Origin of the sequence: Phyllobacterium trifolii (assembly GCF_014192095.1) — a bacterium.
Classification (GTDB): Bacteria; Pseudomonadota; Alphaproteobacteria; order Rhizobiales; family Rhizobiaceae; genus Phyllobacterium; species Phyllobacterium trifolii.
Window position 1 is genome coordinate 183,975 of the sequence record NZ_JACHXN010000001.1, and the last position, 15,380, is coordinate 199,354.

At 56.0% G+C, this 15,380-nt stretch carries 14 protein-coding genes; 3 read left to right on the forward strand and 11 right to left on the reverse strand.

Going from position 1 to position 15,380, the window contains the following annotated elements; genetic code table 11:
- Nucleotides 1-16: 16 nt before the first annotated feature.
- Entirely contained in the window at nucleotides 17-337 is a 321-nt protein-coding gene (locus FHS21_RS00955) for a TfoX/Sxy family protein (RefSeq protein ID WP_112530950.1), read from the reverse strand.
- A 10-nt stretch (nucleotides 338-347) separates the two neighbouring features.
- Entirely contained in the window at nucleotides 348-722 is a 375-nt protein-coding gene (gene sufA, locus FHS21_RS00960; RefSeq protein WP_112530949.1) for a Fe-S cluster assembly scaffold SufA, read from the reverse strand.
- A gap of 107 nt (nucleotides 723-829) precedes the next feature.
- Here sufA and FHS21_RS00965 point away from each other — a divergent pair, with 107 nt between their 5' ends.
- Nucleotides 830-1,402 carry a hypothetical protein gene (locus tag FHS21_RS00965; protein WP_112530948.1) on the forward strand — a complete coding sequence of 191 codons (573 nt, stop codon included), beginning with the start codon at nucleotides 830-832 and terminating at the stop codon, nucleotides 1,400-1,402.
- A 151-nt stretch (nucleotides 1,403-1,553) separates the two neighbouring features.
- On the opposite strand, the gene FHS21_RS00970 is transcribed toward FHS21_RS00965, so the two are convergent.
- From FHS21_RS00970 to FHS21_RS01000, 7 genes are all read right to left on the reverse strand, one after another.
- The gene (locus FHS21_RS00970; protein ID WP_112530980.1) at nucleotides 1,554-1,970 is read right to left on the reverse strand and encodes an SUF system Fe-S cluster assembly protein; all 417 of its coding nucleotides are present in this window, start codon (nucleotides 1,968-1,970) and stop codon (nucleotides 1,554-1,556) included.
- Between the two features lie 5 nt (nucleotides 1,971-1,975).
- Complete coding sequence (locus FHS21_RS00975) at nucleotides 1,976-3,217, reverse strand: cysteine desulfurase (protein WP_112530979.1); 1,242 nt, start codon at nucleotides 3,215-3,217, stop codon at nucleotides 1,976-1,978.
- A 32-nt stretch (nucleotides 3,218-3,249) separates the two neighbouring features.
- On the reverse strand, nucleotides 3,250-4,521 hold the full coding sequence (gene sufD / locus FHS21_RS00980; protein ID WP_112530947.1) for a Fe-S cluster assembly protein SufD: 1,272 nt from the start codon (nucleotides 4,519-4,521) through the stop codon (nucleotides 3,250-3,252).
- A gap of 11 nt (nucleotides 4,522-4,532) precedes the next feature.
- Nucleotides 4,533-5,288, reverse strand: a complete 756-nt coding sequence (sufC, locus tag FHS21_RS00985) for a Fe-S cluster assembly ATPase SufC (protein ID WP_112530946.1) — start codon at nucleotides 5,286-5,288, stop codon at nucleotides 4,533-4,535.
- An 89-nt stretch (nucleotides 5,289-5,377) separates the two neighbouring features.
- On the reverse strand, nucleotides 5,378-5,584 hold the full coding sequence (locus FHS21_RS00990) for a hypothetical protein (RefSeq protein ID WP_112530945.1): 207 nt from the start codon (nucleotides 5,582-5,584) through the stop codon (nucleotides 5,378-5,380).
- Nucleotides 5,584-7,113, reverse strand: a complete 1,530-nt coding sequence (gene sufB / locus FHS21_RS00995; protein WP_112530944.1) for a Fe-S cluster assembly protein SufB — start codon at nucleotides 7,111-7,113, stop codon at nucleotides 5,584-5,586. Before sufB ends, FHS21_RS00990 begins: the two co-directional genes overlap by 1 nt.
- 168 nt (nucleotides 7,114-7,281) lie before the next feature.
- Nucleotides 7,282-8,457, reverse strand: a complete 1,176-nt coding sequence (locus FHS21_RS01000) for a cysteine desulfurase family protein (RefSeq protein ID WP_112530943.1) — start codon at nucleotides 8,455-8,457, stop codon at nucleotides 7,282-7,284.
- 195 nt (nucleotides 8,458-8,652) lie between these two features.
- On the opposite strand from FHS21_RS01000, the gene FHS21_RS01005 reads away from it, so the two are divergent.
- Nucleotides 8,653-9,327, forward strand: a complete 675-nt coding sequence (locus tag FHS21_RS01005) for an alpha/beta hydrolase (RefSeq protein ID WP_027231414.1) — start codon at nucleotides 8,653-8,655, stop codon at nucleotides 9,325-9,327.
- Here the strand turns inward: FHS21_RS01005 and FHS21_RS01010 are convergent.
- A complete protein-coding gene (locus FHS21_RS01010; RefSeq protein WP_112530942.1) occupies nucleotides 9,324-10,454 on the reverse strand; it encodes an anhydro-N-acetylmuramic acid kinase in 1,131 nt (376 codons plus the stop codon). The two genes, FHS21_RS01005 and FHS21_RS01010, sit on opposite strands and share 4 nt — an antisense overlap.
- 101 nt (nucleotides 10,455-10,555) lie before the next feature.
- On the opposite strand from FHS21_RS01010, the gene tyrS reads away from it, so the two are divergent.
- Nucleotides 10,556-11,809 (forward strand): tyrosine--tRNA ligase, encoded by a 1,254-nt coding sequence (gene tyrS, locus FHS21_RS01015; protein ID WP_112530941.1) that lies wholly within the window; start codon nucleotides 10,556-10,558, stop codon nucleotides 11,807-11,809.
- A gap of 194 nt (nucleotides 11,810-12,003) precedes the next feature.
- On the opposite strand, the gene FHS21_RS01020 is transcribed toward tyrS, so the two are convergent.
- Entirely contained in the window at nucleotides 12,004-15,267 is a 3,264-nt protein-coding gene (locus FHS21_RS01020; protein WP_183660785.1) for a YhdP family protein, read from the reverse strand.
- Between the last annotated feature and the right edge of the window lie 113 nt (nucleotides 15,268-15,380).

A 15,380-nucleotide genomic window follows, 5' to 3' on the forward strand; every position in this document is an offset into this window, starting at 1 on the left:
ATTGCAGGCGCGAGCGTTATCTGGCGACACGCAGTGACGCTTCGTACGCCCGCTTTGCCCATTCCGTCATGATGTCGGGGTCATCGAAAGCATCTGCCGGGACAGACCAATAGGGCATACCGACGGGCTTCCTGCCCTCGCGGGCGTAGGTCCATTGGCGGCAGTTGGCTGCCTCAAATTCGGGCGCTGAGATTTTATCTGCCTTCAAGAGAATTTCGTCACTGACTTCGAGCGCAATGATGGTGCCCTCGAAATAGATGCCCTTGCCGCCAAACATGCGTTTGATCGTGACCGGCCCTAGTCCTGAAAACAAATCTTGAATTGCGTCATTATCCATGACGAAAAGGTCAGGAAGCGGCTGATGCCAGCGTTTCCGGCTTGGCCGGCGTCAATTCAACCGACTCTCCACAACCACAGGCTGAAGTCTGGTTTGGATTGTTGAAGACGAAGCCTGTGCGCAGCTTGGTCACTTCAAAATCCATCTGCGTGCCCAGGAGGTAGAGCACAGCTTCCGGCGCGACGAAAACCTTCGAGCCGTCTTTTTCGACCACATCATCACCGGCTTTTGCTTCGGTAACGAGATCGATCATATATTCCATGCCTGCGCAGCCGCCCTTCTTGATGCCGACGCGAATGCCGAGCGCGTTTTCGCGCGTCGCCACGATTTCGCCCACGCGCTGTGCGGCGGCGTCAGTCAACGTCATGACAGAAAAACGACCCATTTCTCATCTCTCTTGTTCGAGATCGCTGGAACGATCACTCGAATAACATAGTTAGTGTTACACAACCGTCACTGCAAGTGTTCAAACTGTTCAAGAGGGCTGAAAGCATGAATTATCGCCATCTCGTTCTTTGCAGCGCAGCAGTGTTATCGCTGCATATTGTACCAGGGCTCGCGCAAGAAGCGAAACAGCCTGAAGCAACCACGCCTGCACCCGCGGAAACACCAGTACCGAAGGAACAAGCGGCAACTGCAACGCAGACGCCCCCGGAATATCTTGATGATCGGAGCAACCCCGAGGCCCTGATCAAGTCGTACTACAATGCCATCAACAGGCAAGAATATGCTCGCGCCTACAGCTATTATGCTTCGGACAGCCCGCCGCAACCATTCCCGCAATTTCAGGCGGGATATGAAACCACCGCAACGGTCAGCGTGCTGTTTGGCAAGGCTGTCGGCGAAGGCGCGGCCGGTTCGGCCTATTGGAGCCAGCCAATGGCGATTAAATCCGAGGCCAAAGATGGTAGCGTCACGGTGTTCAACGGCTGTTATCGTCTAAGATTGGCAAACCCGGCGATCCAGGGCGTTCCCTACGTGCCGCTCTCCATATTGGACGGAACACTGCAGAAATCAGAGCAGCCATTCGAACAAAGCGTGCCGGAAGGCTGCGAAGCGCCTTAGAGCCTGCTTAGGGTGCGTTGAGATTTGCGATCATGACGAGTCGAAAACGGTGGTTTTCGAGAACCGGAGCGGAGCGTACTTGAAGTACGTGAGCACCGGATCGCAGAAAAATGCCTTTTGCAGATCGTCAGGGCGTGAATATCAACCCACCCTAATACCAGCCGACCGCGACTTGCGCCTCTTCTGACATGCGATCGGGCGTCCAGGGTGGATCGAATGTCATGGTGACATCGACAAAGCTCACGCCTTCTACGGCGCTGACTGCATCCTGCACCCAGCCAGGCATTTCGCCGGCAACCGGGCAGCCAGGTGCCGTCAGTGTCATTTCGATCTTGACCGAGCGGTCGTCCTCGATATCGATTTTGTAGACAAGACCGAGCTCGTAGATATCGGCAGGAATTTCCGGGTCATATACGGTTTTCAAAGCACCGATGACATCATCGGTCATCCGCGCGAGCTCATCCGCCGGGATAGCCGACACAGGCGCGGTCTCGACCTCAGCCTTTGTAGAACCGGTTTCAACGACCGGCGTTTCAGCTTTTTCCAGTGTCTCGACTTTGTCGGTCATCGTCATCACCCAAAGAATTTCCGCGCCTTTTCCAGCGCATCGGCGAGAACATCGATCTCGTCTCTTGTATTATACATCGCAAACGATGCACGGCATGTGGATGTTACACCGAAGCGTTTCAATAGCGGCTGGGCGCAATGGGTACCTGCCCGCACGGCAACGCCTGCACGGTCGATCACCATTGATACGTCATGGGCATGGATGCCCTGCAGTTCAAAGGAAATAATCGCACCCTTGCCCTTGGCATCGCCAAAGATACGCAGCGAATTGATTTCGCGCAGACGTTGGTGTGCATAGTCGCGCAAATCTTCTTCGTGGGCGAGAATAGCGGCGCGGCCGATCTTCTCGACATATTCGATCGCTGCACCAAGCCCGATAGCCTGGGCGATCGGCGGGGTGCCGGCTTCAAACCTGTGTGGCGGATGGTTATAGGTGACGATATCCTCCGTCACCTCCTCGATCATTTCGCCGCCGCCCTGGAACGGCCGCATCGCTTCGAGCATTTCCTTGCGCCCATAAAGCACGCCGATGCCCGACGGTCCGTAGATCTTGTGGCCGGTAAAGACGTACCAGTCGCAACCGAGATCCTGCACATCGACCGGCAGGTGCACCGCACCCTGACTGCCATCGACCAGCACCGGAATACCGCGAGCATGGGCGATGCGGACGATCTCCTTGATTGGCGTCACAGTTCCGAGCACGTTCGACATGTGGGTGATCGCGACAAGCTTCGTGCGGTCGGTCAGCCGCTTTTCGAATTCCTCGATGTGGAATGCACCCTGTTCATCGACAGGCACCCAGACGAGCTTGGCGCCCTGGCGTTCACGTATGAAATGCCATGGCACAATATTCGAGTGGTGTTCCATGATGGAAAGCACGATCTCGTCACCCTCGCCTATATTCGGCATGCCATAGCCATAGGCGACGGTATTGATCGACTCTGTCGCAGATTTGGTGAAAACGATTTCGTCGACCGATGCTGCATTCAGAAACCGGCGAACGTTTTCCCGTGCTTTTTCATAGGCATCGGTCGCAGCATTCGACAGGAAATGTAGCCCGCGATGCACATTGGCGTATTCGTTGGAATAGGTGTGTGTGATCATATCGATCACTGCACGCGGTTTCTGAGCCGAAGCGCCATTATCGAGATACACCAGCGGCTTGCCATAGACTTCGCGCGACAGGATCGGGAAATCCTGGCGAATTGCCTCTACGTCATAGCCGCTTTGAATGATCCTTGTATCCATGATAGCCGCGCTTTCCATATAAGTTCAGTCGATCAGACGTGTGCCGCGAGCCATTTGTCGAGAATGGCTTCAAGCGCCTCGACCAGTGGTTCGTTTTCCAGCTCTTCGACGATTTCGGCAACGAAAGCCTTGATCAGAAGACCTCGCGCTTCATTTTCCGGGATGCCGCGTGCACGCAGGTAGAACAGATGATTGCCATCGATCTCTGTAACCGTTGCACCATGGCCGCAGGCCACATCATCCGCAAAAATCTCCAGCTCCGGCTTGGCATCGAATTCGCCATCATCTGAAAGCAGCAGCGTATTGCATGCCATGCGGGCATCGGTCTTCTGGGCCATCTTGTTGACCTTGATCTGACCCTGAAACACCCCGCGCGCGCGATCAGTGACGACATTTCGGATGATCTGCACCGATGTTGTATTTTCGACCAGATGACCGAGTGTCATGGTGACGTCCGTATGGCTGTCGCCGCCGAGCAAGTTGACGCCGCGGAGCTGGAAGTCGGAACCTTCACCCTTTACCAGCACATGCACTTCCTGACGGACGAGCTTGCCGCCGGCATTGACGACGTAAACCGTCAATTTGGCATTCGAGCCAATCTTGGCAATGAACTGCGCCAACTGCGTTGCCTCGACACCCTGCTCGCGGAGGATGATCCACGTGATTTCGGCATCATCAGCGACTGTCACATTGCTGACGCTGGTTGAAAAACCTTCACCCTCGCCGCCGGTTTGGCGCTCAATGACTGTCGCCTTGACACCCTTGCCGAACTTGACCGGAAAACGCACATGTCCCTGGCCGCGAAGTTGGGCGTTCTGTAATTCGAGCGGCGTTTCCAGTTCTACGCCATCGGCAAAGGCAATCGCCCAGCCATCGGTGACATAGGCCGCATTGATCTGGCCGATCGCATCGTCGCCATCACGAATGGCAAGCTCGCGGATCACCGAGCCATCGGACAGTTTATCGCCGAACTTGGTGAATTCGACACCTTCGAGACGTGGATGGGTCAACGCAACGCCGTTGGAAACGGTCGCCACCGCAGATCCTGCGATAATCGCCGGCAAGGCGTTGGTTCCAGCTGTCCCGTCATAGGCGGGTACGCTGCGCAGCAATGTACGCAGATCAGTGTAGTGCCAAGCCTCGACGCGACGCGACGGAAGGCCCTGAGTCTTCAGCGCTTCAATGGCGTTGTCGCGGGCGCTGGCGATCTCACCGTCGCCCGGCAGCTCGCCCATCCGATCGACAAAAGCATCGACCAGTGCCGATTCAGCAGGTGTAGGCTGGCGTCCTGTATGAACATTCATGACGTTATTCCTCAGGCTGCCTCACCGATAATATCGGCATAGCCATTCTCTTCCAGCTCGAGTGCGAGATTCTTATCGCCCGACTTGATCACTTGCCCCTTGTAGAGAACATGGACAGTATCCGGCACGATATAGTCGAGCAAACGTTGGTAGTGGGTGATGACGATCACAGCGCGATCGGGCGACCGCAACGCATTGACGCCATCGGCAACGATCTTGAGCGCATCGATGTCGAGACCGGAATCGGTCTCGTCGAGAACGCAGAGCTTGGGCTCCAGCAGCTTCATCTGCAGGATTTCCGCACGCTTCTTCTCGCCGCCGGAGAAACCGACATTGAGCGGGCGCTTGAGCATGGCGATATCCATGTCGAGCGAGGTGGCTGCCGTCTTCACGCGCCCGATGAACTCGGGAATTTTCAGCGGCTCTTCACCGCGTGCCTTGCGTTGCGAATTCATCGCTACCTTCAGGAATTCCATCGTCGCAACACCCGGTATCTCCATTGGATACTGGAACGCCAGGAAAATGCCCTTTGCTGCACGCTCGGACGGGTCGAGCTCCAGAATGGATTCGCCATTGTAAAGAATGTCGCCTTCGGTGACTTCGTAGTCACTACGGCCCGCGAGAATATACGACAGAGTCGATTTTCCGGAACCATTCGGCCCCATGATCGCAGCGACTTCACCAGCCTTGACGGTGAGATTCAGGCCGCGAATGATCTCGGTGTCCGTGTCTGCGATCTTCGCATGAAGGTTTCTGATTTCCAGCATTGTACTACCTTTTAGATTCCGGGAATCAGCCTTGGCGATCCCTAACTTTTAATCTTTGTTCTGTCGGCCAATGACACGTGCCGTGCCGACTATGATGAGCTCTCGCCGCTGAGGGTCTTAAGGCGCTCGACCACAGATGCGAGTTCCTTGCGCGCTCTGATCAGTTCCGGCTCAAGTACGCTCTCGGTCGCGGTAGACGAACGTGCAATCGTATCAGTCAACTCGTCGATCACTTCGCCCAGCTCTTCGTAACGTCTGCGCAGCCTGTCGAGTGCGTCAGTGGTAATTGGTGCCATTATCCGACGCTCCCCTCAAGGCTGATGCCGATAAGCTTCTGAGCTTCAACGGCAAATTCCATTGGCAATTCCTGGATGACTTCCTTGACGAAACCATTGACGATGAGTGCAATCGCCTCTTCTTCCGGAATGCCGCGCTGCATTACATAGAACAGCGCATCTTCCGAGATCTTCGAGGTCGTCGCCTCGTGCTCGAATTGTGCAGTCGCATTCTTGGCCTCGATGTAGGGCACCGTATGTGCGCCGCAATCATTGCCGATCAGCAGCGAGTCGCACTGGGTGAAGTTGCGGGCGTTCTCCGCCTTGCGATGGGCTGAAACCTGACCGCGATAGGTGTTGTTCGACTTGCCCGCCGAAATACCCTTGGAGATGATGCGGCTCGACGTGTTCTTACCGAGATGCAGCATCTTGGTACCGCTGTCGATCTGCTGATGACCATTGGAAACGGCAATCGAGTAGAACTCGCCGCGTGAATTGTCGCCGCGCAGAATGACGGAAGGATATTTCCAGGTGATCGCGGAACCGGTCTCGACCTGCGTCCACGAGATCTTGGAATTGACGCCGCGGCAATCGCCCCGCTTGGTGACGAAGTTGTAGATGCCGCCCTTGCCTTCCGCGTCGCCGGGGAACCAGTTCTGCACCGTCGAATATTTGATCTCTGCATCGTCAAGTGCAATCAGCTCGACAACAGCCGCATGCAGCTGGTTTTCATCACGCTGCGGTGCCGTGCAGCCTTCGAGGTACGAGACATAAGCGCCTTCCTCGGCGATGATCAACGTCCGCTCGAACTGGCCGGTATCCCGCTCGTTGATGCGGAAATAGGTGGACAGCTCCATCGGGCAGCGCACGCCCTTCGGCACATAGACAAACGAACCGTCAGTGAAGACAGCCGAATTCAGCGTCGCGTAGAAATTATCCGAAACCGGAACAACCGTTGCGAGATACTTCTTCACCAGATCCGGATGTTCGCGGATCGCTTCGGAGATCGAGCAGAAGATGACCCCGGCTTTTGCCAGTTCGGCCTTGAATGTCGTGACCACCGAGACACTGTCGAACACAGCGTCAACAGCAACGCGGCCGGACTTGTAGACATTGTCGCTGGCTTCTTCATCTTCGTCGCTGGGGCTTGCCTCGCCAACCTTGCGCACACCCGCGAGGATTTCCTGCTCTTTCAGCGGAATTCCGAGCTTCTCATAGGTGCGCAGCAGTTCCGGATCGACATCGGCAAGCGACGTGGGACCGGTCTGGTTCTTCGGACCGGCGTAATAGACCATGTCCTGGAAGTCGATCTTTGGATAATTCACACGCGCCCAAGTGGGCTCTTCCATCGTCAGCCAGCGTTCATAAGCCTTCAGACGCCATTCAAGCATCCAATCCGGCTCATTCTTCTTGGCAGAGATAAAGCGAATGATATCTGCATTAAGGCCCTTCGGCGCCTTATCCATTTCGATAAGGGTTTCAAAGCCATATTTGTACTGGTCCACGTCAAGCGTACGGACCCGGTCAATGGTTTCCTGCACTGCAGGCATTGGCGTTCTCCATCCACGCGGGGTTCAAGGTCCCGCAGTTGCAAACGTCAAGGCAGTATGTCGTCTTGAATATCTGCCTCTATGTAGTGCGCAATCGCACGATTTAACACCGGTATTCACCGGATTTTTTTCAATTAACGGCGATAATCTGCCGATAATCGAATTTCTTTAGGCGGCATCGGCCGCGGCTGGTTTCGAGCGGTCGCGTCGCGCGACCATAATCTTTAGGGCTTCCAGAAAGAGCGCGATCTCCTCGTCACTGGTATCCGGCGCCGTCGAGACCCGAAGACCGCCTGTTCCATCGCCATATCCCATCGCCGCAAGCACCTGGCTTGGCCCGACTTTTCCGGATGAACAGGCGGACCCGGCCGATAGCGCGATTCCGGCAAGATCGAAAGCGATCTGAACGGTCTCCGCTTTCATCTCAGCCAGTGAAAACATCGTGGTGTTGGGCAGGCGGTCAACAGCCTCACCATAGATAGTTGCGTCAGGCGCTATCGCTCGAACGCTCTGTTCTATCATTTCGCGTTTTTGTGTTGGCCAGCCGCCAGAATCCAGACGTTCCTTGGCCACGCGTGCCGCAGCACCGAATCCGGCAATTAGTGGCAATGCTTCGGTACCGCCACGATGGCCCTTTTCCTGTCCACCGCCGCGGATGATGGGCTTCGGCATCACCAGATCAGATATGGTCACGATTGCGCCAACGCCTTTTGGACCGCCGATCTTGTGCGACGACAAGATGAGATAATCCGCAGTAGATGTTGTAATATCAAGCGGAATTCGTCCTGCGGCCTGCACCGCGTCAACAACTAAGAGCCCGCCAAATTCCTTCACCAGCGCACCAATCGTTTCGATCGGCTGCAAGACGCCAGTTTCGTTATTGGCCGCCTGTACGGCAACAAGCGGCAGCCCCTGGCTGCGATCATGGGCAACAAGAAGCGCACGCAGCTGCTCCAGATCAAGCAGGCCGCTCTGGTCAACACCAATTACGTCGACCTGATCTGCCGGAAACTGTCCGCCGGCAAGGATGCAAGGATGCTCGCTTGCGCTGACATAAAGCCGCGAAAGGCGCATCGCCGCCCGTCCCATCGTATAATGTGGCGTCAGGAGGGTTGAAGCTGCCTCGGTCGCACCCGATGTAAAGACCACATGATCAGGCTTGGAGTTGACCAGCGCGGCGACATCGCGGCGCGCAGCTTCAAGAATTGCCTTGGTCGCACGGCCTTCCAGATGAACGGATGACGGATTGCCGGTCTGCATCAGCGCATTGACCACAGCATCGCGCGCTGCCGCAATCAGCGGCGCACTTGCATTGTAGTCGAGATAGGCGCGATTGCGGGCCATGCTTCTCCTGATTCCTGTTCTTTTGGCAAAAAGCGCAATTTTCTTGAAATTCAGCCTCGTACCAGCCTATTAAGCCGGTTCGAGATTAGTTTTACACCAGTTTTGAACGGTTCTAAACTGGTTTTATGGTCGCTGTTGATTGCCGTCAAGCCCGGCTGGTCAAGAAGCGCCCAATTGGCGAAGACTGGAGTATATATGCCTGAGGTAATTTTCAATGGACCAGCGGGACGCCTTGAGGGCCGATATCAGCCTTCGACGGAAAAAAATGCCCCGATCGCGATTGTCCTGCATCCGCATCCGCAATTCGGCGGGACCATGAACAACAAGATCGTCTACGATCTGTTTTACATGTTCCAGCAACGCGGCTTTACGACCTTACGGTTCAACTTCCGTGGCATCGGCCGCAGCCAGGGCGAGTTCGATCATGGTTCAGGCGAATTGTCGGACGCCGCCGGCGCGCTTGACTGGGTACAGTCGCTCCATCCGGATTCCAAGACCTGCTGGGTTGCCGGATATTCCTTCGGCGCCTGGATCGGCATGCAATTGCTGATGCGCCGCCCGGAGATCGAAGGATTTATCTCGGTTGCGCCGCAGCCAAACACCTATGATTTCTCCTTCCTCGCACCTTGCCCTTCTTCCGGGCTGATCCTTCATGGCGATCAGGACAAGGTTGCACCGCCCAAGGATGTACAGGGCCTGGTTGATAAGCTGAAGACGCAGAAGGGTATCACCATCACGCAGAAGACGATGGTCGGTGCCAATCACTTCTTCTCGGGCATGACTGACGAGGTCATCGCGGAATGCTCCGATTATCTCGATCGCCGTTTGAATGGCGAATTGGTCGAGGCCAAGCCGAAGCGCCTGCGCTAGGCAGGTTTGACGAGCACGCCCCCGGACATGGGGGCGCTGCAACCGGTTGTCGTTGGCCAGGTCAACGGCAACCCGTCCAACGCCCGCACGGCGAGATAAGCCCAGGCTTCGGCCTCCATCGAATCGCCGTTGAACCCCAGATCCTCAGCAACGATAACCTTTGCCCCGGCATTGGCTGCGCCTTGCGTGAGATCGGCCATGATCGTCGCATTCTTGCGGCCGCCGCCGCAAATCACCCAGAGCGATGGTGTTTCTGGCGAATAGGCGCTGGCCCTGAGGATTGCATCGGCGGTCACTTTGGCCAAGGTCCGCGCGCCGTCTGAAAGTTCCATATCGCCCAGGTCGGCAAGCGTAAAATCATTGCGATCGAGTGATTTCGGAGGAGCGAGATCGAAAAACGGTTTCGCCAGATAGCGTGTGACCGCATGGCCTACCACCAACCCTTCGCTGGCAATCATACCGCCCGCATCGTAAGCGATGCCTGCCTTTTCGGAGACCCACTGATCGATCAGCGTGTTACCCGGTCCTGTGTCGAACGCGATCGGATCCGAATTGCTGGAAACAATGGTGACGTTGGAAATCCCGCCAATGTTAACGAAGACGACAGGCCTGCCATCGCTGAGTTCCGACGGAACCCGCGAAGCCAGCGCCTGATGATAGGCAGGCACCAATGGTGCGCCTTGCCCGCCATGCACCATGTCATTGGCCCGCATGTCATAAACGACGGGAATACCTGTCCTGTCAGCCAGCATTTTCCCATCGCCGAGCTGCACCGTCAGCGCCTGAAGCGGTCTGTGCAGGACTGTCTGACCATGAAAACCGATCACATCGACGTCGGCCTTGCCCAGCCCATGACTCGAAAGAAAAACCGAGACCGCATCGCCGTGACGCTTTGTCAGCTCTCTTTCGATCAGCCCAAGTTCACCTGGCCTCTCGTTTCTTGAAGTGATGGATTTCGCATCGTTGAGACTGGCTTCGATCCGGCGCTGGAAAGCCCGTTCGTAAGGCATGAAATCCGACGGACCGCGCCGTACTTCGCTTCCGCCATCCGTTTCCAGGTGCGCGATGTCGATTCCGTCCATCGACGTTCCGCTCATCAGGCCGATTGCGCGCCGTATCGTTGCCAAAGCACTGCCTTTCTTGTGATTCGATAGAGAATGATGTTAAACGGCTCCGTCTCTCACGGCACGCATTTCGTGCACGCCGATTCAATCTCAGGAAAATATCGATGTCTGCCTTCAAATCCGAATTTCTGCACACGCTTTCAACGCGCGGCTTCATCCATCAGACCTCCGACGATGCGGGTCTGGATGCTCTCTTCGCCAAGGAAACCGTGTCGGCATATATCGGCTTTGACCCTACAGCCTCCAGCCTCCACGCCGGCAGCCTGCTGCAGATCATGATGCTGCACTGGATGCAGAAGACCGGTCATCGCGCAGTGGCGCTGATGGGCGGTGGCACCGGTATGGTCGGCGACCCATCCTTCAAGGATGAGGCGCGCAAGCTGATGACGCCGGAGATCATCCAGAGCAATATCGATAGTCTCAAGAAGGTTTTCGCCAACTATTTGTCCTTTGGCGAAGGTCCGAAAGACGCGCTGATGGTCAATAATGCCGAATGGTTGTTGCCGCTCAATTACCTCGAGTTTCTGCGCGATGTCGGCCAGCATTTTTCCGTCAACCGCATGTTGTCCTTCGATTCGGTGAAGCAGCGGCTCGACCGCGAGCAGTCGCTTTCCTTTCTTGAATTCAACTACATGATCCTGCAGGCTTACGATTTCGTCGAACTGAACAAGCGCTATGGCCTGCGTCTGCAGATGGGCGGCTCTGATCAGTGGGGGAATATCGTCAACGGTATCGACCTCGGTCATCGTCTTGGCACGCCGCAGCTCTACGCCCTCACCTCGCCGCTTTTGACCACCTCGTCAGGCGCGAAGATGGGCAAGTCGATGAATGGTGCGGTCTGGCTTAATGCCGATCTGCTGAGCCCCTACGATTTCTGGCAATATTGGCGCAACACCGAAGATGCCGATGTCGAGCGGTTCCTGAAACTCTACACGACGCTGCCGTTGGATGAGATCAGCCGTCTGGCCTCGCTGGGCGGCGCGGAGATCAACGAGACCAAGAAGATCCTCGCCACAGAAATCACTGCATTGCTTCATGGCCGTCAGGCTGCGGAAGAAGCTGCGGAAACGGCCCGCAAGACTTTCGAGGAAGGCGCTTTGGCAACTAATTTGCCGACCGTCGAAATTGCAGGCAGCGACCTCGATGCTGGAATTGGCATTCTGACGCTTCTCGTCAAAGCTGGTCTTGCCGGATCGAATGGTGAAGCGCGCCGCCACATCCAGGGCGGTGCTGTGCGGGTGAATGATGCCAGCGTTTCCGATGAGAAGTCCCAAGTTGGGACGTCTGAAGTAACGGCCGAGGGCGTGATCAAACTCTCCCTCGGTAAGAAAAAGCATATTCTGGTGCGGCCGGTTTAAAAATAGCTGGCATTACTGCCATGCGTGGTTCGACGGGGCTCACCATGAGGGAGATTAGTGAACTGCAAAATGGTCAGCAACGTTGGAGATAATGTCTCCCTGCAATCATCAGCCTCCCTCATGGTGAGCCCCGTCGAACCACGCACAGCGGCGTTGCTACCCGGCAAAGTCCCAAGCCTGTGCAAGGCTGGCCTTTACTGAAACTCGAAGATCGAACGGAAAATACCCGGCGCGATCACCGAAATCGGATTGACGATAATCTGCGGCTGTTTCAATGGCCCGATCAACTTGTAGGTGATGCCGATCAACCCGCCATCGCGGCCATTGCCAAGGAAAAGGCCAAGGATCGGGACGTCACCGAAGATGCGGTTGATGCCGTAGGCGGGCATGAATGTACCTGTCAGTGACATGTTGCCCTGCGGATCGCTGAGCACGCCCTGGAACGTCGTGCCGATCGTCGAACCGCGGATAACGCCATTGGCAAGGTTGATGTAATTTGCGCCCTTTTCGATTTGCGAGAAACCGCGGTCGAACGTCACTTTCGACACGTCGATATTCTTTTTCACCGCATCGTTGAGGCTCGTACCATTGGGCGCTGTGGATACAAGCTTGGCCAGACGCGGTTCGTTGATTAGTGTAAAATCGCGCGCGTCGATCTGTCCCCGCAAAGGACCGTCACCCTTGGAATCGAGTGCAACATTGATGCTGCCCCCGGACATCTTGTCGTAAAAACCGAAGAAGCGCAGCACCGCGCCGGCATCTTTCGACTGCAGGCTGATCGAACGCGCACCGCTCTCTGAACTATCGGCTGCCACTACCTTCTGTCCGGTTTTGGTTACGGCGTTGAAGGCAAGACCCGAAACATTTGAGCCAACGCCCTCAAAGGACAGGGAGACATTGCCAAAATTTTCGGAGTAAAAACCGGTCACGTTATCGATGTCGGCGTTGACCAGCACGCGCTGCTTGCTGTCATTGCCTCCATTTTTTTTCTTGTCTGTTATCTGATTGAGCAAAGGGCGGGCGTCGAATGAACTGCCTTGCACACCGACCCGGTATCCATATTTGGTGCGGTCGACCTTTACCGCGATATCGTCACCGCGATTTAACCTGACGGTACCGAAGTCAGCCGAGGTCATGTCCCCATCCACGACATTCACATCGCCCTGCAAGCGGAAAGTGTCGCCGGAAATGTCAAGGTTGCGGATACTGGCGTTGTCCCCATCTTGCTGGAGCGAGAATTTTGCGGTCGCTTTTACGCCCGCTCCCTTGGTCCAACCGAGCTGTGCAAGTTTGATTTCGGCCTTCGTCAGGTCGGCGGTAGCGACCCGCGACCCATCAGCAGCCTTGTCGATTTCTACGGATATCGGGCCGGAAAGCAACGGATCTAGCGCCGGAAACAACGCGTTCCGGGTCTTGTCATCGAGTTGTAAAGTTACACTCTGTTCGCGCTTCGCTGTGTTTTTCCCTAAAGGCTCAAACATCGTCACTTCGGCCGGAATGCCATTCACCTGCGCGGTGGCCTCTATGCGCGCCTCATCCTGATTGACGGAAAGCGTTCCGTCAGCATCGGTTATCGTCTGCCCATCGATCTTTTTTGCGATCGAGACATTGGATAATTGCATGTCAGCGGACCATTTCAGGCTGCCGTCCGGTGCGTGCCGCGTCACCGGAAACGTCACGAGCACGTGTGCCTTCACATCGCCCTTTATGTCCTCCGGAGCAAAAGGAAGGTTCTTCAAGCCGTTGATGGGTTTAAACCCGATAAACTCGGAGACGGCGGAAGCGTCGCCAACAACATTCAAATCAAGGTCGGAGAGGACTGGACGCTGCGGCCCCCACGGAATGACAAGCTTTCCATCGACGATCTTCACCTCGCGATTGGCGGGCGTGATTGACGACCCCTTCTCTAGATTGATCGTCGTATAGGCGCCTCGAACGCTGATTTGCCCGGCGGCGTTCCGAACAGCCGGTAGTTCTCCGATAATATCAAATCCCGCGTCCGTGACATTGAAATCGACTTGAACTTCATTATCCTCGAGGGGTCGCGGCTTGCCTGGTCCGTTGAATCGTCCCGCCGGAAACGTCACTTTGATTGTGCCGTCCTTCGCCTCACCGTCGTGCATCTTATCGATAAGCCAGCGTCGAGCACCCGTAGCGACCCAGATGGGCCAGAGCTGCTTCACATCCGCGACCGGCATTTGAGGTATCTGCAGGTCAAGGTTCATCGCAGGTGAACCGCCGCCGAAAGTAACGCTGGCGTTGCCGGACAGCGAATTTTCCTTGTTTGCCAGCACTTCTATCTGCGAGACATCGAGGTGCTTCAACGCCAAATCATACCGGCCCGCAAGACGGGCATCGAAGGGAAGCGCCGGGACCGGAGAATCGGCAGGAGCTGATTTGGCGTCTTTCGTGGTAAGTTCGAACTGGTAACCCGGATTGGCCGCTGGCGCAGGAACCGGCGGCAGTGTCTCCGGTCCGATTGCTCCTTCGACAATACCCGTGAATCCACCGAAATGAATGTTCGACGGTTTGATAGCAATCTGGTCGACCCCGGATACGTGCTCGAAATTGATCTGTGATTCCACCGCCATATCTTCGACATTGCCGATCGTAACCGGGCCCTTGCCGATATTGAGCGCGCCCCAGACCCGTGAGGGCTCGGAAGCGGTCGCCGCCAGGCCATCCAGTTTGATCTCAGCCAGATTGTCGTAGGTTAGATAAGCGCCATCGGGCTTGATGCCATCGATGTCGGGGACAGGAGGCGTACCAAATTTTCCTGCGAGCGGAATCTTGCTGACAGCCAGCGAAAACGCTTCGATCTTCGCTCCGATCGCCGAACGCTTGGCCTGAGCATTGATATCGATTTGCTTTCCGCGCCACTCCACCGTGCCATTGATGGCAACCGGGCCACCGGTTTCCGATAGATCGAGATTGACGATGCGTAAACGTTCCGGCGCCCCGGCGAGCATAAAATCAAATGTTGTATCTGCAATGGAAATATCGCGCGTCTCGCGCTGATCGAGCAGCGATACCGCACTTTCGAGACCTGAAAAAATCGCCGCCGATGCACCGTCGAGATCGACAAGGCCGCGATCGTCCTTGGGCACCAAAGACATGAAATCGAACGGCACAACCGAGGTGACCTTGATCTGTGCGCCATCGAGTTCCAGCCGCTCGACCCGGATATTCCCATGTAGCAGGGGTAAGGTTGCGAGGCCGATACGCACTGACCTCACATTGTTTATCTGGATACCGCGTTTTGCATCGGTGATATTTACGTCTCGCGCCTCAAGTGCAACGTGGTGGCGCTGGTCTAGAGAAATTTGTGCGGAATTGATCGTGGCATCTGCGTCCGGCCCGAGAACCGTTTGCAACGCGGTTTGCGCGCGCTGTGTCAGCGCCTCTCCCCCAATGCCGACGCGTAATATGACGAAAGCGATGCCGGCCAACACCGCCATAAGGATGGCAAAGGAACATGTGGCACCGGCGGCGAAATGCAGCCGCGATCGCCTTCGAGGCGTCGCTACGGGAACCTCGTCTTGCTCGCAAGCAGAAGGATATTGGTGCAGTT

What these genes read in the sequence shown, in the direction of transcription:
- FHS21_RS00955 (WP_112530950.1), bottom strand. Translation starts at nt 337, where the DNA reads ATGGATAATGACGCAATTCAAGATTTGTTTTCAGGACTAGGGCCGGTC.
- sufA (WP_112530949.1), bottom strand. Translation starts at nt 722, where the DNA reads ATGGGTCGTTTTTCTGTCATGACGTTGACTGACGCCGCCGCACAGCGC.
- FHS21_RS00965 (WP_112530948.1), top strand. Translation starts at nt 830, where the DNA reads ATGAATTATCGCCATCTCGTTCTTTGCAGCGCAGCAGTGTTATCGCTG.
- FHS21_RS00970 (WP_112530980.1), bottom strand. Translation starts at nt 1,970, where the DNA reads ATGACCGACAAAGTCGAGACACTGGAAAAAGCTGAAACGCCGGTCGTT.
- FHS21_RS00975 (WP_112530979.1), bottom strand. Translation starts at nt 3,217, where the DNA reads ATGGATACAAGGATCATTCAAAGCGGCTATGACGTAGAGGCAATTCGC.
- sufD (WP_112530947.1), bottom strand. Translation starts at nt 4,521, where the DNA reads ATGAATGTTCATACAGGACGCCAGCCTACACCTGCTGAATCGGCACTG.
- sufC (WP_112530946.1), bottom strand. Translation starts at nt 5,288, where the DNA reads ATGCTGGAAATCAGAAACCTTCATGCGAAGATCGCAGACACGGACACC.
- FHS21_RS00990 (WP_112530945.1), bottom strand. Translation starts at nt 5,584, where the DNA reads ATGGCACCAATTACCACTGACGCACTCGACAGGCTGCGCAGACGTTAC.
- sufB (WP_112530944.1), bottom strand. Translation starts at nt 7,113, where the DNA reads ATGCCTGCAGTGCAGGAAACCATTGACCGGGTCCGTACGCTTGACGTG.
- FHS21_RS01000 (WP_112530943.1), bottom strand. Translation starts at nt 8,457, where the DNA reads ATGGCCCGCAATCGCGCCTATCTCGACTACAATGCAAGTGCGCCGCTG.
- FHS21_RS01005 (WP_027231414.1), top strand. Translation starts at nt 8,653, where the DNA reads ATGCCTGAGGTAATTTTCAATGGACCAGCGGGACGCCTTGAGGGCCGA.
- tyrS (WP_112530941.1), top strand. Translation starts at nt 10,556, where the DNA reads ATGTCTGCCTTCAAATCCGAATTTCTGCACACGCTTTCAACGCGCGGC.
- FHS21_RS01020 (WP_183660785.1), bottom strand. Translation starts at nt 15,267, where the DNA reads ATGGCGGTGTTGGCCGGCATCGCTTTCGTCATATTACGCGTCGGCATT.